Origin of the sequence: Pseudomonas sp. URIL14HWK12:I6 (assembly GCF_000514195.1) — a bacterium.
GTDB lineage: Bacteria > Pseudomonadota > Gammaproteobacteria > Pseudomonadales > Pseudomonadaceae > Aquipseudomonas > Aquipseudomonas putida_A.
This window is the reverse complement of record NZ_AZVL01000003.1, coordinates 236,651-259,506: the sequence shown is the minus strand read 5'-3', so window position 1 is coordinate 259,506 and position 22,856 is coordinate 236,651. Positions and strand designations below refer to the sequence as shown.

Here is a 22,856-nt window from a genome sequence, read left to right as displayed (position 1 = left end):
GCCTGCGCGCCTCAATGCGCGACAAGCGAATCAGTGGACGCTGCGGACTTATACGCATACGTCTTTACTTGTACATACAAGCATATGCAATCAAGCGGCCAACTTGCTGAAGGGCTGTACAAGAAAAATCGCGGACAGGGCTGCAGAGCGCCTGAGACAAGGGTTACGGCGTGGATGAAAATTTTTGCGGGGAGGAATTGAGGATTCGGCGGATCGTTACGAACCCGTGGTTTTGCGCCACGCTGGGGCGTTCGGTAACAAGTTGGTGCGCCTAGGGAAACAGGAATTGAAATGCAATTGTGGTGAGGGGATTTATCCCCGATGGAGCGCGTAGCAGTCCCAAAAGGTCTGCTGCGCCGCCATCGGGGATAAATCCCCTCACCACAGGAGTGTTACCAGAGTTGGATCAGCGCGCGGTCAGCTCAATCACGCAGCACGCGGCATTCACCGCAACTTCAACCAGACCGGTGTTACCGTCCAGTTGCAGGCAATCATGGCGGCCGAGTTGCGCAGTGTTGTCAGCAACCTGCACTTGCAGCAGCTCACTGACACTGAACACCAGCACCGTCGTCGCCGAGCTGAAAAACCGCTGCTCGCCATCCAGCCACTGCAACCGCGCGCTGTACCGCTGCGGCGCGTAGATCAGGTTGAAGTCGCGGATCGCGCCGCCGAGCAAGGTGCAGGACACCTGGCTTTCGCCGCTGAAGGCAAACGGGTCCAGCGGTAACAGCGGCCGCGTGTCATCACCATCGACGCACAGGGTCATGCCATCGCCCTGCAATACCGTGATCACCCGCTGGTAACCGGCAAAGGTCGAGAAACCACCGGACTCGGCAATGTCGGCAATCGACAGGCGCCAGCCGAAACCATCGAGGCCGGCACCCGCATCACGAGTGATTTCCTCGGTGCTGCCGCCGCCGTTTTTCCACGGCATGCGCGGGTAGCCTTCAGCGCGTAAAACCTTTACCTGACTCATTTATGAAAGCGTCCTTCCAGACGATGACGGGAACCTGGGTGAATCAAACGCGCGGCGGTCACCGGCTGACGCCCCGACCACGTACGGCGACGGATCAGCAGGCAAGGCTCGCCTTTTTCGATCTGCAGCAACTTGCACTCGGACGGCTCGGCGAGGATCGCCTCGACGACGTGCTCGCCTTCGGTCAGTGGCGCGACCTGGTTGAGATAGGCGTAAGGGGTTTGCAGGGTGAAGTCCTGCTTGAGGTATTCCGGGGCGACCAGCGCGTTGACGAAGCGGTCTTCGATTTGCACAGGAATGTCGTTCTCGTAATGCACGATCAGCGAGTGGAACACCTTCTGCCCTTCGCGCATGTCCAGTGCCAGCGCGCGCTCGGAGCCGGCGGCCTCTTCTTCGAGGGTGATCACCTGACAGGTGTGGCGATGGCCACGGGAGGCAATTTCATCAGCGATGTTGTGCACTTCGAACAACGCGGACTGGCTCTTCGGTTCAGCGACAAACGTGCCTACACCTTGCATGCGCACGAGCAGGCCGTCGGCGGTCATTTCACGCAGCGCGCGGTTGATGGTCATGCGGCTGAAACCGAGCTGGCTGACCAGTTCGCTTTCCGATGGCACGCGGTAGTGCGGTGGCCAGTTACCGCTGTCGATCTGCTGGGTGATCATCTGTTTGACGCGGGCGTACAAGGGCGCCGGACTGTCGCCCATATTCGCGGCCAACGGGGAGACTGGAGGCGGAGTCGGCACGGTTGATCCCTGTTCATTGGATGAAGGTTGCTAGCTTGCCGGAGTTTACCGGGCAGGCAAACGTCTGTATATGTATATACAAATAACACACGATGGGGTGCTGAACCATGTCCGCTTTCTTTGCCGAACGCGCGCTGCTGCCTAACGGATGGGCCAATAATGTACGTCTTGAGGTCAGCGCCGATGGCGTGTTGACCCAAATCCTGGCCGATTCCACCGCAGACGGCGCCGAACGGCTGAGCGGTCCGCTGCTGCCGGGCATGCCCAATCTGCACTCCCACGCCTTCCAGCGCGCGATGGCCGGGCTGGCTGAAGTAGCCGGCAATCCCAACGACAGTTTCTGGACCTGGCGTGACTTGATGTATCGCCTCGTCGGAAAAATCAGCCCCGAGCAACTCGGCGTTATCGCCCGTCAGCTGTACATCGAAATGCTCAAGGCCGGTTACACCTCGGTTGCTGAATTCCACTACGTGCACCACGACAACAACGGTCAGCCTTATGCCGATCCGGCCGAGCTGGCACTGCGCATCAGTCATGCCGCGAGCGAAAGCGGCATCGGTCTGACCCTGCTGCCGGTGCTCTACAGCCATTCCGGATTCGGCGGCCAGACGCCCAATGATGGGCAGCGCCGCTTTATCAACAGCAGCGAAAATTACCTGAAGCTGCAATCGCGCTTGCAGCCATTACTGGCTCAGCAAAAAGCGCAGTCGCTGGGTCTGTGTTTCCACTCGCTGCGCGCGGTCAGCCCGCAGCAGATCAGCGAAGTATTGGCAGCCAGCGACAAACAATGCCCGGTGCACATTCACATCGCCGAACAACAGAAGGAAGTCGATGACTGCCTGAGCTGGAGCGGTCGCCGTCCGCTGCAATGGCTCTACGAAAACACCGAGGTCGATCAGCGCTGGTGCCTGGTTCACGCGACCCACGCCAACCCGGAAGAAGTCACGCTGATGGCCAAGAGTCGCGCCATCGCCGGCCTGTGCCTGACCACCGAAGCGAATCTGGGCGACGGGATTTTCCCGGCGGTGGATTTCCTCGCCCAGGGCGGACGCATGGGCATCGGGTCCGACAGCCATGTCTCGCTCAGCGTGGTCGAGGAATTGCGTTGGCTGGAATACGGCCAGCGTCTGCGTGATCAGCGGCGTAACCGTTTGTATGGCGCGGATCAACCGATGGTCGGGCGCACGTTGTATGACGCGGCGCTGGACGGCGGCGCCCAGGCGCTGGGGCAGCCGATTGGTGCGCTGGAAGTCGGCAAGCGTGCCGACTGGATCGTGCTCGATGGCAATGATCCGTATCTGGCCACCGCCAGCGGTGACGGGATTTTGAATCGCTGGCTGTTCGCTGGGGGCGATCGCCAGGTGCGCGACGTGTTGGTCAATGGCCAATGGGTGGTGCGCGATGGCCGGCATGCGGGCGAAGAGGAAAGCGCACGTGCCTTCACCCAGGTTCTGCGCGAACTTTTAGGCTGACACAAAACAAAAATGTGGGAGCGAGCCTGCTCGCGATGGCGGTGTGTCAGACATAAATATGTGACTGACACACCGCCATCGCGAGCAGGCTCACTCCTACATTGATTTTGTGGTGACCTTTAGTTCGAAGTCTTGGCCATCTGCCGATCCGACGCCCGCCAGATCAGTCGCGTAGTGTCGTAACCCTGCTGACGCGCCTTGCTCAGCAACTCCTCACGCACCACACCGTTGACGATCGGCGTGCGCGACAGCAACCACATGTACTTGCGACTCGGGTCGCCGACGATGGCGGTCTTGTAGTCGTCGCTGACGTACAACACCCAGTATTCGCCTTTCGCCACACCCGGAATCAAGCGCGAGAACCAGGTATCGAACTCGACCCACAACTTGTCGGTCTTGCCCGGCACCTGTGGATAAGCCTTGCCTTTGGCTTCTTCCCACTGCCAGTCGGAGGTCAGGCAGCGATTGAGCACATCGACATTGCCGTCGGGTCTGAGCGAGTAGTGGGCTTCGGACTGCGCGCAGTTGCGCTGGAAGTACATCGGCAGGCGCGCCAGTTCATACCAGGTGCCCTGATAACGCTTGAGATTGACACTGTGAGCCGTCTTGGGCGCCAGCGGATCTTCACCGTGGGTGGCGCAGCCGGCCAGTACCAGGCCGGCAAAAAGGACGAACAATAACCGCTTCATTATTTTTCTCCCGTGGGCGCATAGCCCCGGTTTACTTCAGGCCTTGGCCGGAAAACATCAGCACTTTGTCACCGGCGTACTGCACGCTGATAAAGCTGTTTTTATCGCCCCAGGTGCAACTGGACATGCCGAGCGCACCCGAACAGTCGGTGGGTTTGCCGAGCAGCGTCTCAACCTCGGCCTTGGCCATGCCGGCCGAAAGCTTGGAATAGTTTTCCTGATTGACCTTGCTGCACGCGGCCAACAGCACGCAAAAAGTCAGAAGGGCGATAGATCGCAGCGACATGAAGTAACTCCTGGAGCGGAAGGGGGATGGCATGGTGCCAACCAGAAGCTTAGAAGAGAAAACCCTCATCTGGTTCCCTTCAGAAATGGCTATTTATCGCTCCGCTCGTCTGGCATTTACCGGTAAATCAGACACTTTGTGCGGCTATTGAGCATTTCGTCGCATTTCATCAAAGACGCCTAATCTTTGGCGCGCGGCGGTCGAAATAAGAGCAGCGCAAAGCCCCCGAGTGTGGCAAATTGCCGCCCTTTCTCGACCAGCCCCTTCGCGGTAGTTCATTCGATGACCAGAAACATGAAATTCAGCCACAAGATCTTGTTGGCTGCCGCCCTCGTGGTGGCCGTTGCGTTCGCCTGTTTCATTTTGTTCAACGACTATCGACAACGCGAAGCCCTGAGCAGCAGCACCGAAGCCTCGATGCAGGAACTGGGCAGCCTGACCACCAGCAACATCCAGACCTGGCTGGAAAGCCGCATCCAGTTACTGCAATCGCTGTCGCAGCAGGTCGCCGCCGACGGCAGCGCCCCGGCCAGCCTCAAGCGCATCATCGACCTGCCCGCCTACACCGGCAATTTCCAGCTCAGCTACTTCGGCGGCGCTGACGGCGTGATGTTCTCGGTACCCGCCGGCAATCGCGCGCCGGACTACGACCCGCGCGCCCGTGGCTGGTACAAGGCAGCCAACAGCGCCCAACAGACCATCGTCACCGAACCCTACATCGCCGCATCGTCGGGCAAACTGGTAATCACCGTCGCCACTCCAGTGCAGCGTCAGGGCCAGATGATCGGTGTGGCCGGCGCGGATATCGACCTGACCAGCGTCAGCGCGATCATCAACTCGCTCAACTTTGGTGGCCACGGCCATGCGTTCATCGTCAGCGCCGATGGCAAGATTCTGATTCACCCGGACAGCAAACTGGTTCTGAAAACCCTCGCCGAGGCTTATCCAAACGGCGCACCGAAAGTCAGCCCGGGCCTGAAAGAAGTCGAATTCGACGGCAAGACTCAACTGATCTCGTTCACCCGCGTTAACGGCGTGCCATCGGCCGACTGGTACGTGGCGCTGGTGCTGGACAAAGACACCGCGTTCTCGATGCTCAGCGAATTCCGCACCTCGGCGCTGATCGCCATGGTGATCGCCGTGGTGATCATCATCGCCCTGCTCGGCATGCTGATCCGCGTGCTGATGCAACCGCTGCTGACCATGGGCCGCGCCATGCACGACATCGCCGAAGGTGAAGGCGACCTGACCAAACGCCTGGTGATCCACGGCCACGACGAATTTGGCGCGCTGGGTCTGTCGTTCAACCGCTTCGTCGAACGTATTCACACTTCGATCCGCGAGGTGTCCTCGGCCACCGGCCAGGTTAACGAAGTCGCCCTGCGCGTGGTTGCCGCGTCGAACTCGTCGATGTACAACTCCGACCAGCAGGCCAGTCGCACCAACAGTGTGGCCGCGGCGATCAACCAGCTCGGCGCCGCCGCTCAGGAAATCGCTCAGAACGCCGCCCTCGCCTCGCAGCACTCCAGCGATGCGCGCAGCCTGGCGGTCGACGGCCAGCAGGTTGTGGATAAAACCATCCACGCGATGCAGCAGTTGTCGGCAAAAATCAGCGACTCCTGCGGCAACATCGAAACCCTCAACAGCAACACGGTGAACATCGGGCAGATTCTGGAAGTGATCACCAGCATCTCGCAGCAGACCAACCTGCTGGCGCTAAACGCTGCCATCGAAGCGGCCCGCGCCGGTGAGGCTGGCCGTGGTTTCGCCGTGGTCGCTGACGAGGTGCGCAACCTCGCCCACCGCACTCAGGATTCGGCGCAGCAAGTGCAGAAGATGATCGAAGAACTGCAAGTCGGCGCGCGTCAGGCCGTGAGCATCATGACCGAGAGCCAGCGCGAGAGCGAAAGCAGCGTCGGCATCGCCAACCAGGCCGGCGAACGTCTGGGCAGCGTGACCCAACGCATCGGCGAGATCGACGGGATGAACCAGTCGGTGGCTACCGCGACCGAAGAGCAGACCGCCGTGGTCGAGTCGATCAACGTCGACATCAACGAGATCAACACGCTGAACCAGGAAGGTGTCGAGAACCTGCAGGCAACCTTGCGCGCTTGTTCGGATCTGGAGCAGCAGGCGGCGCGGTTGAAGCAGCTGGTAGGCAGCTTCAGGATCTAAGGCGCGGCCACTGGCGTCTTCGCGAGCAAGCCCGCTCCCACAGGTTTTTGTGAACGACACAGATCCCCTTTGGGAGGCAGCCTGCTGGCGATGACGGCGTTAGCGACGATTGAATTTTGAGTTGAAATACGCTGGTCAGCTCGCAATGACGCTGGACTGAATTAAGACTAAACTCAGTCCTGTTCAATTTGGCGAGACTCAACCATGAAGCTTTCATCGCAAATCAAACCGATCAGCTACCTCAAAAGTCATACAGCGGAAATCGTCAAGACGATCACTGAAAGCCGTGAGCCATTGGTCATCACCCAAAATGGTGAAGCCAAGCTAGTGGTTATGGATGTGAAAAGCTTTGAAGAGCAAGAAGACACGATGGCCTTGCTGAAACTGTTGGCGATGGGTAATCGGGAGATCGAGGAAGGCAAGTTCAGTGCTGCTGAAGATGTCTTTGCCGAACTGGATAAGGCCGATCATCAATGAGTTTGAAGGTCGTTATTCTTCAGTCCGCACAAACAGATCTCAAAGAACTCCGTACCTACCTCGTCAGACAGTTTTCAACCCATATTTGGCAAAGCACTTATGCCGATTTAAAGACTGCGATTCTTGGTCTCGCAGATCTGCCTTACTCAGGACCGGTTCCCGAAGAAATCGAGAAGCTCAATCTCGGCCAATATCGCCAGATTGTTTTGGGAATGAACCGGATTATTTATGAGGTGCGGGAAAAAACAGTTTTCATCCATATCATTGTCGATACGCGAAAAAGCCTGCCGACGCTGTTGATGAAACGCCTTCTACGACGCAACCCTTGATTTAGAACCGTGACCCAGGCTGACTGAGAAACGCCAACTCCTCCGCCGTAGACTCCCGCCCCAACACCGCATTGCGATGCGGAAACCGTCCAAACCGTGCAATCACTTTACGATGCCGCTCGGCATAGTCCAGATTGTCGGCAAACACCGCCCGCTCGCTTTCCGGCTGTTCAGCCAGCAGATCGATAAAGCGCGACACGGCTTCGTTCTGCACCGCGAGGTTTTCGCAGTGTTCGAACACCAGATAAATGAATACGCGCTGGATCGGCTTCAGTTGCCGGTCGAAGTCCGCCGCAATGCCCTGCGCGACAAGTTTCTGCGCACGCAGATCACCCGAGAATGCTTTGGGCGTGTCGCGAAAAATCATGCGGGGCAGTTGATCGAGCAGCAGCACCACCGCCAGCCAACCTTCGGGACGTTGCGTCCACTCGGTCAATTCACCAGCGAGGGCCTGATCGACAAAGACCCCGAAACGCTCACGCGCTTCGAGGTCCTGGCGGTCTTTCTTGCCGAACCACAACGTGCCCTTGTCAGCCGATATCTCGCGCGGTGATTCGGCGTGTCCAAACCACCAGTCGAGCAGCGGCTGCCAGGGCGCGGTCATGGCTTATTCCTTGTGGTAAGCCGTGGCGCGGGCGACTTCTTCTTTCGAGCCGAGGAACACCGCTACGCGCTGGTGCAGGCCTTCCGGCTGAATGTCGAGGATGCGTTGGTGACCGTCGGTGGACGCGCCGCCGGCCTGTTCCACCAGGAACGACATCGGGTTGGCTTCGTACATCAGACGCAGTTTGCCGGGCTTGGATGGCTCACGGCTGTCGCGTGGGTACATGAACAGACCGCCACGGGTCAGGATGCGATGCACGTCGGCCACCATCGCGGCGACCCAGCGCATGTTGTAGTTCTTCTTCAGCGGGCCTTCTTCGCCGGCCAGCAGTTCGCTGACGTAGCGTTGCACCGGGGCTTCCCAGTGGCGCTGGTTGGACATGTTGATCGCGAATTCCTGGGTGGTTTCAGGAATGGTGATGTCTTCGTGGGTCAGTACGAAGCTGCCCATTTCGCGGTCCAGGGTGAAGCCTTTGACGCCGTCGCCCAGGGTCAGCACCAGCATGGTCTGCGGGCCGTAGATCGCGTAACCGGCGGCAACCTGCTGGGTGCCTGGCTGCAGGAAGGCTTTTTCGTTCAGCGGCTCGTTCTGGCTCAGGTATTCGTTCGGGCAACGCAGTACCGAGAAGATGGTGCCGACCGGAGCGTTGATGTCGATGTTCGACGAGCCGTCCAGTGGGTCGAACACCAGCAGGTATGCGCCTTTCGGGTATTTGCCCGGGATCTGGTAGGCATTGTCCATTTCTTCGGACGCCATGCCGGCCAGGTGACCGCCCCATTCGTTGGCTTCGAGCAGGATTTCGTTCGACAGCACGTCGAGCTTCTTCTGCACTTCGCCTTGGACGTTTTCAGTGCCCATGCTGCCCAGAACACCACCCAGGGCGCCTTTGGACACGGCGTGGCTGATCTCTTTGCAGGCACGCGCCACCACTTCGATCAGGAAGCGCAGATCGGCAGGAGTGTTATTGCTGCGGGTCTGCTCAATCAAATAGCGACTCAGGGTAACGCGGGACATGGACGGCTCCGGTGGAATGGGGGGCTAAAAACCCGCGCAGTTTACAGGGAGTCTGAAAACGTAGCGAGCGATGACGCCCGGTAACGTGCATTGGGGCGCAATTGCTTGTATCAGACGTGATCGGGTCGAGAGAGTTCAGGTACCGGATTGAGCGTAGTTCGAAACGGGACGGGTGGTGCGTGCGCAACCGCGGCCGATCTGAAATTCTCGTTGGCCGATCAGCCGCCTTCGCGAGCAAGCCCGCTCCCACATTGATCGCGTCCATCGAGGCTACTCGGTCAACTGTGGGAGCGAGCCTGCTCGCGAATGGCCCGCAGCGCCAGCCATGCTCAGGAATTGGTTGGTGGCTTGCGCAACAGACTCGCCGCCATCGCCCCGAGGAACACCACACTCACCAGCAACACCGCCCACAGGCCGATTTTCTTCCAGTTGGTCTCGGCTACTGCCGCCGTAGTCGCCGGCGCAGCCTGAGTGGCAACCAACTCACCCTGCACCGAGGCCTTGCCCAGCGTCGAGAGTTTTTCCGGTTTGAAATCCGGAATCAGCGTACTCAGCGGCAGGTTCGCGGTTTTCACCGTCGGATTGCCCAGCGCCAGGCTGTAAGGCCCGTCACCCCGTGCGAGGAAAATCACCTGCGTCGCCCGCACCGCGTATTTCAGGCTCGGTGCCTGTTCACCCAGACCGCCGCCACGCTCATCCACGCTCAGTTTCAGCTGCTGCACAGTCTGCCCGTACAACTGCAATTCGTTTTGCACCACGTCCTGACCGTTCTGGGTCAGGCGATACAGCAAACCGTTGCTCAACGTCTGCCACGGCAGGCTGCTTTCGCGGCGGCCCGCGAGTGTGACCGGAGCCAGACTGTTCGGTTGTTTCAGCTCGACTTGCACCCGCTCGACATTCAGGCCCATCGGCAACTGCCAGGTGTACTCACCGGACTTGGTGCTGTTGCCCGCCAGCGCTTGCGACCAGACCAACGGCAGCGGCACGTTACGCGGATCGCTGCTTTTCAGTTGCGCCGACGTGAGGATGGGCGCCGAGGTTGGCGCATCCCACAGCAGACGCAGATAGCGCGCCGATTGCCCCGGCAGCGCCACCTCATGCTGCTCGATGCGCTCGTCGGAAAAGGTCAGCCGCGCGACCTGCCCCTCGCCCCACGCCTGCCAGTGCTGCAAGTCATCACTGGCCTCGATGCTGAAACGCTGGAAGCCGTCGCGCTCGCTGGTCCAGTCGAGGATCAACTGCTGCAGCGGCGCCTTGATTGCACTGGCATCGAGCAGCCAGCCACGCAGCACTTCTTCGCCGGCCTCCAGCTGAGTCGACGGCTGCACTTCAACCAATGTGCCGGTGGTGGTCGATTGCACGCGTACGTTCGGCGCTCGCTCGCTGGCGTCGGCGGCGTTGTACAAGGGGAACCACTTCACCTCATGCAACTGACCGTCGTCGCGGGTCTGCGCCGATTCCCGGGCCAGGGCATAGGCCTGCGGTTCGCCGGCGGCGTTGAATACGCGCAGGTCGCTGAGATCGGTCTGGCGGGCCTGCAATTGTGCGCTCAGCGGCAGGTCGAGGCGATACCACGGGCCGTTGCCGCTCACCGTCAGCGGCACCTGCGTGGCGAAGTCCGCCGGTTTTTCCTGGGCGCCGGCAACCATCACCACGCCCAACGCCAACCACCCCAGATTCAGCATGCGACTCAAGATGAAACTCCTTCGGTATCCGGCACGGGTTTGTCCGCCACCGGTTCGGCTTCGACACGTTTCGGTGGCAGCGGTGCGAAATAGCCCACCACCAGCAGCAACACGCCGACGCCGATAAACGAGACGATCCGGGCCAGTCCGCCACGGTTGCTCAATTCGACAAAAATCAGTTTGGCCACCACCAGCGCAATCAACGCCGCGCCGATCAGCCACACTTCGCGCCGGTGACGCAGGTGTCCGCCGATCATCAGCCCCAACGCCATCAAGGTCCAGACGATGGACAACCCGGCCTGCACCAGCATCGATTCGAGCAGCAGATCCAGCTCGAACGGAATACCCGCCCAATGGTGCGCAGCGCGGGTCACCAGCGCGGTACAGAAGGCGAACAGCGAAACCCCGGCGACCAGTTGCGTGGCGTACTCGGCGTAATCCTTGCGCAGGGCAAACTGCATCACCGCATGGCGCGACCACACGTACACCCCGAACAGGGCGAACAGCAGGCCCAATTCCAGCGGGTTGATCAGCGGCACATACGGCAGCGGTTCGGCGTTGCCGTCACTGACGCCGTTGGCCAGCCAGAACCACGCCAGCATCAGCACTGCCAGCGGCGCGGCGGCGTACAAACGATATTCCCGCGGGAATGCCGCCACCGGCCATGGCCAGCTGCGCGGAGCCGCCGCCAGCAACAGATACAGACTCGGCAGGATCGCCCAGCCCAGCCAGCGCCAGGCGTTGTATTGCTCGGACAACAGCAGCAGACCGTAGCGCAACTCCAGCGCCAGCACGCCGATCAGCAGCCAGCAACCCAGCACGTGCGCCGCGCTCAAGGCCCGTGCCGGCAGCATCGGTGCCAGACGCCGCAGGCTGAAGAAATGCACGGCGAACACCAATACCCACGCCAGCCAACCAAAATTCGCCGCTGGGTGATAACGCGCATGCCACGCCGCCAGCAACACCAGCCCCGCCGCCGGAATCAGCAAGGTGCAGAGCAGGCCCAGCGCCGGCCATTTCAGGCGCAGCGCCAACAGCGTCCACAGCGCCACACTCAGCGCAGCAACCAGCAGCAATAGCGGCGCCTGCAGACTCAACGGCGCAAAACGCAGCACCTCACTGACCCACGCCAACGCCCACCAACCGGCGCCCCACACCAGCAGCACTTCAGACAGGCGTTGCAAACTCAGCGCATCGAAGGCCGAGGCGTGATTGCCCAATTGCAGGCGCCAGGCACCGACCAGCGCGGCCAGCCCCAGCACCAGCGGCGTCCAGAAGCCGCCATGGGCCAACGGCCGCAGACCTTCGCTGGACAGCGGCCCGAGCAGCTCGGGGCCGGCCAACAAGAATGCCGCGCCACCGATCAACTGCAACAACAGGCCGAAAACAAAACTGACGCGCTGCTTGAGGTACAGGCTCAGCCAGATGATCAGCAGACCGCTCGCCGCCCACACCGCACTTGCGGTTTGCCACGGCAGCACGAACAGCACCGCCAGATTGATCAGCACCAACCCCGCCAGCAACACCACCGACAAGCCGCGCAGCAGCCGCACATCGCCGCGCACCATCTCGTCGCGCGCCGCCAGCAGCATCCCGCCGATCAATGCCAGACCGATCACGGATGCGCTGAGCAAACCGCTCCACCCGGCGCTGAACACGGCCGCCGAATCCTCACCTGCACCTTGCAGACGCAACAGGAACAACGCACCACCGAGCAACTGCACAGCGAATGCGGTGAACAGGAACGTGCGCGATTGCAGGCGCAGGCCGACAAACAAGGTCACCAGCCCGGCCAAGGCCCAACTGATCGCTGTCGCCTGAACCAGGAAAAACAGCGGCGCCAGCAGGTACGGGAACGTCAGGCCCAGCGCCGCCAGCACCGGCAAACCCTGGCGCTCCCACGGCGAAGCCTGTTCCGCCGAGGCTTTGCGCAATTGATAGAAACTGAACAGCAGCGCGATGCCGAGCATCAACGCCCCCAGCGGTGCGCCGTCGAGCAGGCTACTTTCGCCGACGCGCAACTGACTGAGGAACGCCAGCGCCGAACCCAGTTGCAACAACAGGGCAAACGCTCGGGCGAACGGCCGCTGCTGACGCAAACCGAGCCAGAAAATCCCCGCGCCCTCCACCGCCCACGCCGCCGAAGTCCAGCGCGCATCGAGGCCCAGCGGGATCGCCAGACTGGCGAAAATCACCCCCAGCGCCAGACAGGTTTCACCCAGCAACAAGGCGCGGCCGCCCATCAACACCCGGGCCAGGCCCATGTAGATCACGCCTAGTGCGAGTGCGCTGAACGCAGCGGCGAACTCCAGGTGCTGCACCAGCGCAAACTGCAGACCGAAGCCCACGATCGGCGGGCCGAACAGCATCGTGCCGTCGACGTAGTCGCCCTTGCGCGCCGACCAGTGCAGCAGCGCCTCGCGATCGCCGTCTGCTGGCGCATCGGGCATGTCGAGCAACTTGCGTCGGGCGAACAACAGGCCGATGCCCAGGTACATCAGGAAGAACAGAATCAGGAACGGCTCGGTGCTCCACAGCAGCTCGGGCGCATAGGAGCGCAGGCCCCAGGCGAAGCCGATACCGAACGTGCCGACGAACCCGATCAGGTTAAGCAGGCGCCAGGCCTTGAACCAGGCAATGGCGAGAATGCCGGCATTGAGCAACGCGAAATAGCTGAACAGCGCGACGTGGTTGCCGGCCCCGGTCGAGGTCAGGATCGGCGCGGCGAAACCGCCGAGCGCAGCGGCGGCAGCCAGTCCAAGAGCATCCTGAGTGATGGCGAGAATCGCCGAGAACACCGTGACCGCCACCAGCAAACCCAGCGCGGCAGACGGGTCGAGCAACGGATGCAGACGCATCGCCGCAAACACCGTCAGGTACAGCACCGCGATCCCGGTGCCCTGCAGAATCAGCGCATAACTGCTGTTGCGCGTACGCAGCCACCAGCCCAGTGCCAGCAGGGCCAACGCCGCCGCCGCGACGCCGGCATAACGCAGTTCGATCGGCACCACCATGCCTTCGGTGGCGTAGCGCAGCAGGAACGCCAGACCGAAAAACAGCAGAACAACGCCGACCCGCAGCACGGTGTTGCCACCGAACAGCCAGTTGCGCGCAGCGCTGATGCCGCGCTCGATCAGGTTCGGGCCAAGGGGTTCGGCAGGTTGTGCGGGTTGTGCAGGCTCGGCGGTGACGGCATCCAGCTGCCAGACATCGGCTGGCAGCGGTTGACTGGTTTCGCTGGCAACGGTAGACATCGGTTCGAGTTCGGGTGGCAGTTCCCAGACCAGATCCGGCGTGGGGGAGGATGATTGTTCGGCGACGATGATCGGCTCAACGATGGCGTCCGGCATCGGCGCCACGCTCGGCGGTGTGGTGCGCACGCTGGCACCTTCAAGCAGAAACAGACGCTGCTCGACGGCTTGCAGGGCGACCTTGGCCTGTTCCAGTTGACGCTGTTGGTCGGTGGCCTGCGAGCCAAGCCGGGCGATCCGCAGCGTTTGCCCGATCGCCAGCCCGAGCAGTGCACCAAGCAGCGCGGCACTGAACGACTCATCGAGCAGCCAGCCGAGCAGCAGCCCGATCAACATGAACATCCATTGCATGGTCGATATCCCTAAGCAGCCCCGAGGCGGGGCGAGTCCGGCGATTGCTTCAGTCTAGGCACAACCCTGTGGGAGCGAGCCTGCTCGCGAAAGCGGTTTGTCAGCCAACATTTCTGTTTAACGTGACAACCGCTTCGCGAGCAGGCTCGCTCCCACATTGGATTGGTGGTGACTGGCGCTGCCGGTAACCGGCGCTCAGTATATCGATCCGGCCCAACAATCGTTGGGCCTTACGCACATTTGTTGCAGAAAATCACTCCAGTGCCTTCCAGATATCCGTGGCGTACTCGCGAATCGTCCGGTCGGACGAGAACCAGCCCATCCGCGCCGTGTTGAGCACCGCCGAACGCCACCAGTTGTTGGCGTCGTGCCAGTGCGCATCGACGCGTTTTTGCGCTTCCCAATAGGAATCGAAGTCGGCGCAGACCAGGAAGCGATCGTAGTCCACCAGCGAATCGATCAGCCCGGTGTAGCGCGACGTGTCATCCGGCGAGAACACACCACTGCGGATCGCTTGCAGCACGTCGCTCAAACGATGCGACGCGGCGATGTCCGGTGCAGCGCTGAACTCGTGGTTCTGCTTGCGCGCTTCAACCTGCTGCGCGCTGAGGCCGAAGATGAACATGTGCTCGGCGCCGATGCGCTCGCACATTTCCACGTTGGCGCCGTCGAGGGTGCCGATGGTCAGCGCACCGTTGAGGCCGAACTTCATGTTACTGGTGCCCGAGGCTTCGAACCCGGCCGTGGAAATCTGCTCGGACAAGTCCGCCGCAGGAATGATGCTTTCCGCCAGGCTGACGTTGTAGTTGGGCAGGAACACCACTTTCAGCAAACCGCGCACGGTCGGGTCGTTGTTCACTACCCGGGCGATGTCGTTGGTCAGTTTGATGATCAATTTGGCCTGGTGATAACTGGCCGCCGCTTTACCGGCGAAGATTTTCACCCGGGGTACCCAGTCGACTTCAGGCTCGGCGCGGATTGCCTGATACAGCGCCACGGTGTGCATCAGGTTGAGCAACTGGCGCTTGTATTCGTGGATCCGTTTGACCTGCACGTCGAACATCGCCGCCGGATTGACCGCGATCCCCAGCCGCTCGTGAATCAGATAGGCCAAGGCCTTTTTGCTGTGCAGTCGCTGTTCGGCGAAGGCTTTGCGGAAGGCGGGTTGCTCGGCGAACGGTTCCAGATCGAGCAAGCGCTCTTCCGGGTTATCCAGCACCTCCGGGCCGAGGGAGTCGACCAGCATCGAGGTCAGTTCGGAGTTGGCCTGGAACAGCCAGCGGCGGAAGGTGATGCCGTTGGTTTTGTTGTTGATCCGCTCCGGGTAGAGCTTGTGCAATTCGGCGAACACGGTCTTGCGCATCAACTGCGTGTGCAGCCCGGACACGCCGTTGACGCTGTGCGAACCGAGGAACGCGAGGTTGCCCATGCGCACCCGGCGACCGTTGTCCTCTTCGATCAACGACACCGCGCGCAGCACGTCGAAATCATGAATGCCTTTGGCGCGCAGCGAGTCGATGTGCTGGGCGTTGATCAGATAAATGATCTGCATGTGCCGCGGCAGCATGCGTTCCATCAGGCCGACCGGCCAGGTTTCCAGCGCTTCGGGCAACAGCGTGTGGTTGGTGTACGACAAGGTATCGACCGTGACTTGCCACGCCGCATCCCAGGCCACGTCGTAGACGTCGACCAGTTGCCGCATCAATTCAGCAACGGCAATCGAAGGGTGGGTGTCGTTGAGCTGGATCGCCGCGTGATCGCCCAGGGTCAGCACCGAGGTGTGCATGTTGCGATGACGACGCAGCAAATCCTGCAAGGAAGCGGCGACGAAGAAGTATTCCTGGCGCAGGCGCAGTTCCTGCCCGGCCTCAGTGCTGTCGGCCGGGTAAAGCACGCGGGAAATACTTTCAGCGCGGGCGACTTCGGCGACGGCACCCAGGTGGTCACCGGCGTTGAAGCGCTCCAGGTGCAGATCTTCCATGGCTCGCGCACGCCACAGGCGCAGGGTGTTGACGCTCGCCCCGCGCCAGCCGACCACTGGCGTGTCATAGGCAATCGCGCGCACGGTTTCCGCAGGCGACCAGACCTGTTTGGTCTTGCCGCTGGCATCGGTCACGGTTTCGACACTGCCGCCGAAGCCGATCGAGTACACCACTTCCGGACGTTCGAACTCCCACGGGTTGCCGAAATCCAGCCAGTGCTCGGTCTGTTCCTGCTGCCAGCCATCGACGATGGCCTGCCGGAACAGCCCATGCTCGTAGCGAATGCCGTAGCCGTGCCCGGCGATGCCAAGGGTCGACATGCTTTCCATGAAGCACGCCGCCAGACGGCCGAGGCCACCGTTGCCGAGTGCCGCGTCGGGTTCCAGCAGGCGGATGCGTTCGAGATCGACGCCCAGTTCGGTCAGCGCTTCACGCGCGACGTCGAGCAGGCCGAGATTGCTCAGGCTGTCGTAGAGCAAACGACCGATGAGAAATTCCAGCGAGAGGTAATACACCCGCTTCTGGCCTTTGCGGTAGATCTGCCGGGTATGGTCCATCCAGTGTTCGACCATGTGGTCGCGCGCCGCCAGGGCAATGGCTTCGAACCAGTCATGGTCGAAAGCGTGATCCGGGTCTTTACCCACTGCATAGGTGAGCTTGGTCAGGACGGCATCGCGGAATGCGGCCACCTCTGCTTCGCGAACTAGTGGTTCTTGAGTCATCGATAGGACCTCGAGCGAGCGGGGAATTGTCTGAGCCTAGACGGTCTGACCGACGGTAGAGGCGCTGGTTCGGCAGTTTTTCCGAAGTCGGTGAGATAGCCCGGCATTACCTTGGCGAGTGGGCTAATGAATGCAGGGGCCGTGCCGGACTGAATGACATTTGCGCGGCATTTGCAAAAATCTGGCGAAAGGTTGTTCAAAAATCCACCAGTCCCGGTATGATCGCGCGCCCTGATGCACACGCCTGGTAATTCCCGATGATGAAGCCCAACCTGATTGCCGCCGCCGAGATCGATCGTCTCGATACGTGGGCCAAATATTCGGCCCCGATGTGCGGCTCTTGTGTCTCCAGCTGCTGCACCCTGCCGGTCGAGGTCAAGATCAAGGACTTGGTACGCATCGGCGTGGTTGACGAGTTCGAACTGGGTGATCCGCCGAAGAACATCGCCAAGCGCCTGCAAAAGGAAGGGCTGGTCGAGCGCTTCAACCAGAAGTCGGGGATCTTCACCCTGCAGCGCATGAGCAACAACGATTGCTACTACCTGGATCGTAAGAGCCGCCTGTGCACCATTTATGACAAGCGCCCGGACACTTGCCGCAACCACCCGAAAATCGGCCCGCGGCCGGGGTATTGCGCGTACAAGCCGAAAGAAGTCGAGCGGGTGCAGAATTCGCGGTCGATCGAGAAGTTTTGATCTTTCCTGAAATTTGCGGCGGCTGATCCGCCGCCTTCGCGAGCAGGCTCGCTTCCACATTGGAATGCGTTCCCCTGTGGGAGCGAGCCTGCTCGCGAAGGGGCCGGCACAAACAACGCGTAAACCCCAGACAAACAAAAACGCCCCCGGTCTCACGACCGGGGGCGTTTTTTTTCAGCCTGGGCTAAATCTTATGCCTTGGCTTTCTTGGCAGCGCGGGTACGCTCGCTTTCGTCCAGGATCTTCTTGCGAAGACGGATGGACTTAGGAGTGACTTCGCACAGCTCGTCTTCCTGGATGTATTCCAGAGCCTGTTCCAGAGTGAAGCGAACAGGTGGTACCAGAGCGATGGTTTCGTCTTTACCCGAAGCACGCATGTTGTCGAGCTTCTTGCCTTTGGTTGGGTTCACACCCAGATCGTTGTCGCGGCTGTTCTGACCAACGATCTGACCGTTGTAGATCTCCTGGCCGTGTTCTACGAACAGCTTGCCACGAGCCTGCAGGGTTTCCAGCGAGTAGGTCAGTGCCTTGCCGGTTTCAACCGAAACCAGAACGCCGTTCTGACGGCCGGACATGTGGCCCGACTTCACTGGAGCGTAACGATCGAAGATCGAGGTCAGGATGCCAGCACCGTTGGTCAGGGTCAGGAACTGGTTACGGAAACCGATCAGACCGCGAGCAGGGATGTTGTATTCCAGACGAACACGGCCCTTGCCATCCGGCACCATGTTGCTCAGGTCGCCTTTACGCAGACCCATCTCTTCCATGACCTTGCCCTGCGACTCTTCAGGGATGTCGATGGTGACGTTTTCGAACGGTTCCTGCTTCACGCCGTCAACTTCACGGATGATCACTTCAGGACGGCCCAAGGCCAGCTCGAAGCCTTCGCGACGCATGGTTTCGATCAGTACCGAGAGGTGCAGCTCACCACGGCCGGAAACCTTGAACTTGTCAGCCGAGTCGCCTTCTTCAACGCGCAGTGCAACGTTGTACAGCAGCTCTTTGTCCAGACGATCCTTGATGTTACGGGAGGTCACGAACTTGCCTTCTTTACCGCAGAATGGCGAGTCGTTTACCTGGAAGGTCATGGAAACGGTTGGCTCGTCAACGGTCAGCGGCTTCATCGCCTCGACGGTGTTGATATCGCACAGGGTGTCGGAGATGAACAGCTCGTCGAAGCCGCTGATGCAGACGATGTCGCCAGCCGCTGCTTCTTCAACGTCAATGCGGTGCAGACCGTGGTGACCCATCAGCTTCAGGATACGACCGTTGCGGCGCTTGCCGTCGGCGCTGATCGCGACAACCGGGGTGTTCGGCTTGACGCGACCACGAGCGATACGGCCAACACCGATAACACCCAGGAAGCTGTTGTAGTCCAGAGCGGAGATCTGCATCTGGAACGGACCGTCACGGTCAACGGCCGGAGGCGGAACGTGGTCGACAACTGCCTGGTACAGCGCAGTCATGTCTTCGCCCATGGCGGTGTGATCCAGACCGGCGATACCGTTCAGGGCCGAAGCGTAAACAACCTGGAAGTCCAGTTGTTCTTCGGTAGCACCGAGGTTGTCGAACAGGTCGAAGATCTGGTCCAGAACCCAGTCCGGACGCGCGCCTGGACGGTCAACCTTGTTGATGACCACGATTGGACGCAGGCCGGCTTCGAACGCCTTCTTGGTCACGAAACGGGTTTGCGGCATAGGGCCGTCTTGAGCGTCAACCAGCAGCAGAACGGAGTCAACCATCGACATTACGCGTTCTACTTCGCCGCCGAAGTCGGCGTGGCCCGGGGTGTCCACGATGTTGATGTGGTAGCCGTTCCAGTTGATGGCGGTGTTTTTCGCCAGAATGGTAATACCGCGCTCTTTTTCCTGGTCGTTGGAGTCCATCACGCGCTCGTCGTTGAGCTCGTTGCGCTCCAGAGTGCCGGATTGACGCAGGAGTTTGTCTACCAGGGTGGTCTTACCATGGTCAACGTGGGCAATGATGGCGATGTTACGTAGATTTTCGATCACTTGTGTATCTCGATCAGAGGATTCGGTTTGCTGACAAGTCTTGGCAGCGATTAACAGTAGTGTCCGGCATGGCCGTTACAGCTTGACGGCGGTGTCGGGGGGCCGGTGACGCAGGCCACAGGCAAACAGCCCCGGGCACTTAGCTCGGTCGATAAACGCGCACATTGGCATGCCCCTCACTGAGCAAATGGTGAGCATGCAGGCGACTCATCACGCCTTTGTCGCAATACAGCAGGTACTGGCGAGTCGGATCCAGCTCCTTGAAACGAGCGTTCACTGCGTAGAACGGCATCGTCTGTACTTCTATGCCGGCAAGTTCCAGCGGGTCATCCTCGGCCGCATCCGGGTGACGGATGTCGATGACGATCTGACCGGCCAGCGCTTCGCCGACTTCTTCGATCTGCAAGTCCTGGCCCAATTCGTCGATCACTCGATCGATCGGCACCAGTTTGGCGTTTTCGAGCGCACGCTCGAGGACTGCCATGTCGAATTCTTTCTCTTCGTGCTCAACACGGTGGCGCTTGGCGGCGGTCTTCGGATTGACCGAGATGACCCCGCAGTACTCCGGCATGTGCCGGGCGAAATCGGCGGTGCCGATCTCGTTGGCCGTGTCGATGATGTCCTGCTTGTGCGCAACGATCAGTGGGCGCAGGACGAGTTTGTCGGTCACGCAGTCGATCACCGACAGGTTCGGCAGCGTCTGGCTCGATACCTGGGAGATCGCTTCGCCGGTGACCAGCGCGTCGATGTGCAGCCGGTCGGCGATGGCCGACGATGCGCGCAACATCATACGCTTCAATACGACGCCCATATGACTGTTATCGACTTTGCCGAGAATTTCGCCCAACACTTCTTCGAACGGAACACTGACAAATAGCACGCGTTGCGAGCTGCCGTACTTCTTCCAGATGAAATGCGCGACTTCCATCACGCCCAATTCGTGGGCACGACCGCCCAGATTGAAGAAGCAGAAATGCGCCATCAGGCCGCGACGCATGATCTGGTACGCGGCAACCGTCGAGTCAAAGCCGCCGGACATCAGTACCAGCGTCTGCTCCAGGGCGCCGAGCGGGTAACCGCCGATGCCGTTGTGCTGGCTGTGAATGACAAACAACCGTTGGTCGCGAACTTCGATGCGAACTTCGATTTCCGGGTCTTTGAGGTCGATTCCGGCCGCACCGCACTCACGACGCAGCTTGCTGCCAACGTATTTTTCGACGTCCATTGAGCTGAACGGATGCTTGCCGGCACGCTTGCAGCGCACCGAGAAAATCTTCCCGGCCAGTACATCGCCGTAGTGCTGTTTGCACTTCTCGGTGATGTCATCGAAGTCGCCCAGTGGGTATTCGTCGATCTGCAGAAAGTGCGCGACGCCGGGAGTACAAGTGAGGCGCTCGCCCATCTCTTTCAAGGCTTTGGGGTCGGTAACGCGGGTTTCCAGCTCGAGATTGTCCCACACACCGTTCACCACCACGGCCGGGTCCAGATCGCGGAGCACGGCGCGGATGTTCTTGGCCAGCTGGCGGATGAAACGCATCCGGACAGGGCGGCTTTTGATGGTGATCTCGGGGAAGACTTTTACGATTAGTTTCATGAAAACAGCGCGCGCAGGGCCAGCCGAAAAAGGGGGGCGCGGATTATAGCGGAAATTGCTCAAGGTTTAACCAGTTAATATGCAGAAGGTTTCACATGCACCAAAACAGGTCATTTCTGATTTGAGGCGCTACATTAAGGGGCGAGATTTTCACCTTTATGGCGCTTTGCAGCGCTCAAAGCGTGAAATTGGGGCAAAAAACCCATGCTGGGGCACTGGCATGCAATTTGCTCCCTTGTGAGGCAGGTTGCCTTGGCAGAGTATCTGCGCCGGCATCACCCCTATTAAGGGCATCCACTACCAAGCCCTAAGCCACCCGGAGGACACTATGTCGAAGTCGGTTCAACTCATCAAAGATCATGACGTCAAGTGGATTGATCTGCGCTTCACGGACACCAAAGGCACTCAGCACCACGTGACCATGCCGGCTCGCGATGCGCTGGAAGACGACTTCTTCGAAGTCGGCAAGATGTTCGACGGTTCCTCCATCGCTGGCTGGAAAGGCATCGAAGCCTCCGACATGATCCTGCTGCCGGACGACGATACTGCCGTTCTCGACCCGTTCACCGAAGACGCGACCCTGATCCTGGTTTGCGACATCATCGAACCGTCGACCATGCAAGGTTACGATCGCGACCCGCGCGCCATCGCTCACCGTGCCGAGGAATACCTGAAGACCACCGGTATTGGTGACACCGTCTTCGCCGGTCCAGAACCAGAATTCTTCATCTTCGACGAAGTGAAGTTCAAGTCCGATATCTCCGGCTCGATGTTCAAGATCTACTCCGAACAAGGCTCCTGGATGTCCGACCAGGACATCGAAGGCGGTAACAAGGGTCACCGTCCAGGCGTCAAAGGCGGCTATTTCCCGGTTCCGCCGTTCGACCACGACCACGAAATCCGTACTGCCATGTGCAACGCACTGGAAGAGATGGGCCAGACCGTTGAAGTTCACCACCACGAAGTGGCGACTGCCGGTCAGAACGAAATCGGTGTCAAGTTCAACACCCTGGTGAAGAAAGCTGACGAAGTTCAGACTCTGAAATACGTTGTCCACAACGTAGCCGACGCTTACGGCCGCACCGCGACCTTCATGCCGAAGCCACTGTACGGCGACAACGGCTCGGGCATGCACGTGCACATGTCCATCGCCAAAGACGGCAAGAACACCTTCGCGGGCGAAGGCTATGCCGGCCTGTCCGAAACCGCCCTGTACTTCATCGGCGGTATCATCAAGCACGGTAAGGCCCTGAACGGCTTCACCAACCCGGCTACCAACTCCTACAAGCGTCTGGTGCCAGGTTTCGAAGCGCCGGTGATGCTGGCCTACTCGGCTCGCAACCGTTCCGCCTCGATCCGTATTCCTTACGTCAACAGCCCACGCGGCCGTCGTATCGAAGCACGCTTCCCGGATCCGGCTGCCAACCCGTACCTGGCTTTCGCAGCACTGCTGATGGCCGGTCTGGACGGTATCCAGAACAAGATCCACCCAGGCGATGCCGCTGACAAAAACCTGTACGACCTGCCGCCTGAAGAGGCGAAAGAGATCCCACAAGTTTGCGGCAGCCTGAAAGAAGCCCTGGAAGAGCTGGACAAGGGCCGTGCGTTCCTGACCAAGGGCGGCGTGTTCTCCGACGACTTCATCGACGCTTACATCGCGCTGAAATCCGAAGAAGAAATCAAGGTCCGTACCTTCGTACACCCACTGGAATATGAGCTGTACTACAGCTGCTGATCCGGTAGCGCCGCGCTACGCGGCGTGACAATAAGAGGCCTCCTTCGGGAGGCCTTTTTAT

Annotated in this window: 17 protein-coding genes; 6 read left to right on the top strand and 11 right to left on the bottom strand. The window is 60.2% G+C overall.

From position 1 onward, the window contains the following. Positions 1-406: 406 nt before the first annotated feature. Positions 407-976 carry a HutD family protein gene (locus tag H043_RS0107180; protein WP_027611280.1) on the bottom strand — a complete coding sequence of 190 codons (570 nt, stop codon included), beginning with the start codon at positions 974-976 and terminating at the stop codon, positions 407-409. After that, the gene (gene hutC, locus H043_RS0107175; RefSeq protein WP_162803449.1) at positions 973-1,683 is read right to left on the bottom strand and encodes a histidine utilization repressor; all 711 of its coding nucleotides are present in this window, start codon (positions 1,681-1,683) and stop codon (positions 973-975) included. Before hutC ends, H043_RS0107180 begins: the two co-directional genes overlap by 4 nt. A 146-nt stretch (positions 1,684-1,829) precedes the next feature. Between hutC and H043_RS0107170 the strand changes: the two genes are divergently transcribed. Next, positions 1,830-3,194, top strand: a complete 1,365-nt coding sequence (locus tag H043_RS0107170) for a formimidoylglutamate deiminase (RefSeq protein ID WP_027611278.1) — start codon at positions 1,830-1,832, stop codon at positions 3,192-3,194. Between the two features lie 119 nt (positions 3,195-3,313). Here the strand turns inward: H043_RS0107170 and H043_RS0107165 are convergent, their stop codons facing one another. Then, a complete protein-coding gene (locus tag H043_RS0107165) occupies positions 3,314-3,883 on the bottom strand; it encodes a lipocalin family protein (protein ID WP_027611277.1) in 570 nt (189 codons plus the stop codon). Between the two features lie 31 nt (positions 3,884-3,914). Then, entirely contained in the window at positions 3,915-4,169 is a 255-nt protein-coding gene (locus H043_RS0107160; protein ID WP_003220802.1) for a hypothetical protein, read from the bottom strand. Between the two features lie 282 nt (positions 4,170-4,451). Here H043_RS0107160 and H043_RS0107155 point away from each other — a divergent pair, with 282 nt between their 5' ends. The 3 genes from H043_RS0107155 (at position 4,452) to H043_RS0107145 (ending at position 7,150) form a co-directional block, all read left to right on the top strand. After that, positions 4,452-6,344 carry a methyl-accepting chemotaxis protein gene (locus H043_RS0107155; RefSeq protein WP_202369891.1) on the top strand — a complete coding sequence of 631 codons (1,893 nt, stop codon included), beginning with the start codon at positions 4,452-4,454 and terminating at the stop codon, positions 6,342-6,344. Between the two features lie 204 nt (positions 6,345-6,548). Beyond that, positions 6,549-6,821 (top strand): type II toxin-antitoxin system Phd/YefM family antitoxin, encoded by a 273-nt coding sequence (locus tag H043_RS0107150; protein WP_027611275.1) that lies wholly within the window; start codon positions 6,549-6,551, stop codon positions 6,819-6,821. After that, entirely contained in the window at positions 6,818-7,150 is a 333-nt protein-coding gene (locus tag H043_RS0107145; RefSeq protein WP_027611274.1) for a type II toxin-antitoxin system RelE/ParE family toxin, read from the top strand. Before H043_RS0107150 ends, H043_RS0107145 begins: the two co-directional genes overlap by 4 nt. A gap of 1 nt (position 7,151) precedes the next feature. On the opposite strand, the gene H043_RS0107140 is transcribed toward H043_RS0107145, so the two are convergent. From H043_RS0107140 to H043_RS0107120, 5 genes are all read right to left on the bottom strand, one after another. Then, entirely contained in the window at positions 7,152-7,754 is a 603-nt protein-coding gene (locus H043_RS0107140) for a DUF924 family protein (RefSeq protein ID WP_027611273.1), read from the bottom strand. Positions 7,755-7,757: 3 nt separating this feature from the next. Then, entirely contained in the window at positions 7,758-8,768 is a 1,011-nt protein-coding gene (locus tag H043_RS0107135) for a class 1 fructose-bisphosphatase (RefSeq protein ID WP_007961744.1), read from the bottom strand. A gap of 329 nt (positions 8,769-9,097) precedes the next feature. Further along, positions 9,098-10,462 carry a DUF3999 domain-containing protein gene (locus H043_RS0107130; protein WP_027611272.1) on the bottom strand — a complete coding sequence of 455 codons (1,365 nt, stop codon included), beginning with the start codon at positions 10,460-10,462 and terminating at the stop codon, positions 9,098-9,100. Further along, positions 10,459-14,055: a DUF2339 domain-containing protein gene (locus H043_RS0107125; protein WP_027611271.1), complete on the bottom strand. Its 3,597-nt coding sequence runs from the start codon at positions 14,053-14,055 to the stop codon at positions 10,459-10,461. Before H043_RS0107125 ends, H043_RS0107130 begins: the two co-directional genes overlap by 4 nt. 253 nt (positions 14,056-14,308) lie before the next feature. After that, positions 14,309-16,759, bottom strand: a complete 2,451-nt coding sequence (locus tag H043_RS0107120) for a glycogen/starch/alpha-glucan phosphorylase (protein WP_027611270.1) — start codon at positions 16,757-16,759, stop codon at positions 14,309-14,311. Between the two features lie 257 nt (positions 16,760-17,016). Here H043_RS0107120 and H043_RS0107115 point away from each other — a divergent pair, with 257 nt between their 5' ends. Then, positions 17,017-17,454: a YkgJ family cysteine cluster protein gene (locus H043_RS0107115; RefSeq protein WP_007961740.1), complete on the top strand. Its 438-nt coding sequence runs from the start codon at positions 17,017-17,019 to the stop codon at positions 17,452-17,454. A 191-nt stretch (positions 17,455-17,645) separates the two neighbouring features. Here H043_RS0107115 and typA read toward each other — a convergent pair whose 3' ends face one another. After that, positions 17,646-19,466 carry a translational GTPase TypA gene (gene typA / locus H043_RS0107110; RefSeq protein WP_007961739.1) on the bottom strand — a complete coding sequence of 607 codons (1,821 nt, stop codon included), beginning with the start codon at positions 19,464-19,466 and terminating at the stop codon, positions 17,646-17,648. Between the two features lie 139 nt (positions 19,467-19,605). Further along, the gene (gene thiI, locus H043_RS0107105; protein ID WP_027611269.1) at positions 19,606-21,060 is read right to left on the bottom strand and encodes a tRNA uracil 4-sulfurtransferase ThiI; all 1,455 of its coding nucleotides are present in this window, start codon (positions 21,058-21,060) and stop codon (positions 19,606-19,608) included. A gap of 328 nt (positions 21,061-21,388) precedes the next feature. Between thiI and glnA the strand changes: the two genes are divergently transcribed. Further along, positions 21,389-22,795 carry a glutamate--ammonia ligase gene (gene glnA / locus H043_RS0107100; RefSeq protein ID WP_007961736.1) on the top strand — a complete coding sequence of 469 codons (1,407 nt, stop codon included), beginning with the start codon at positions 21,389-21,391 and terminating at the stop codon, positions 22,793-22,795. The last annotated feature ends 61 nt before the right edge of the window (positions 22,796-22,856 follow it).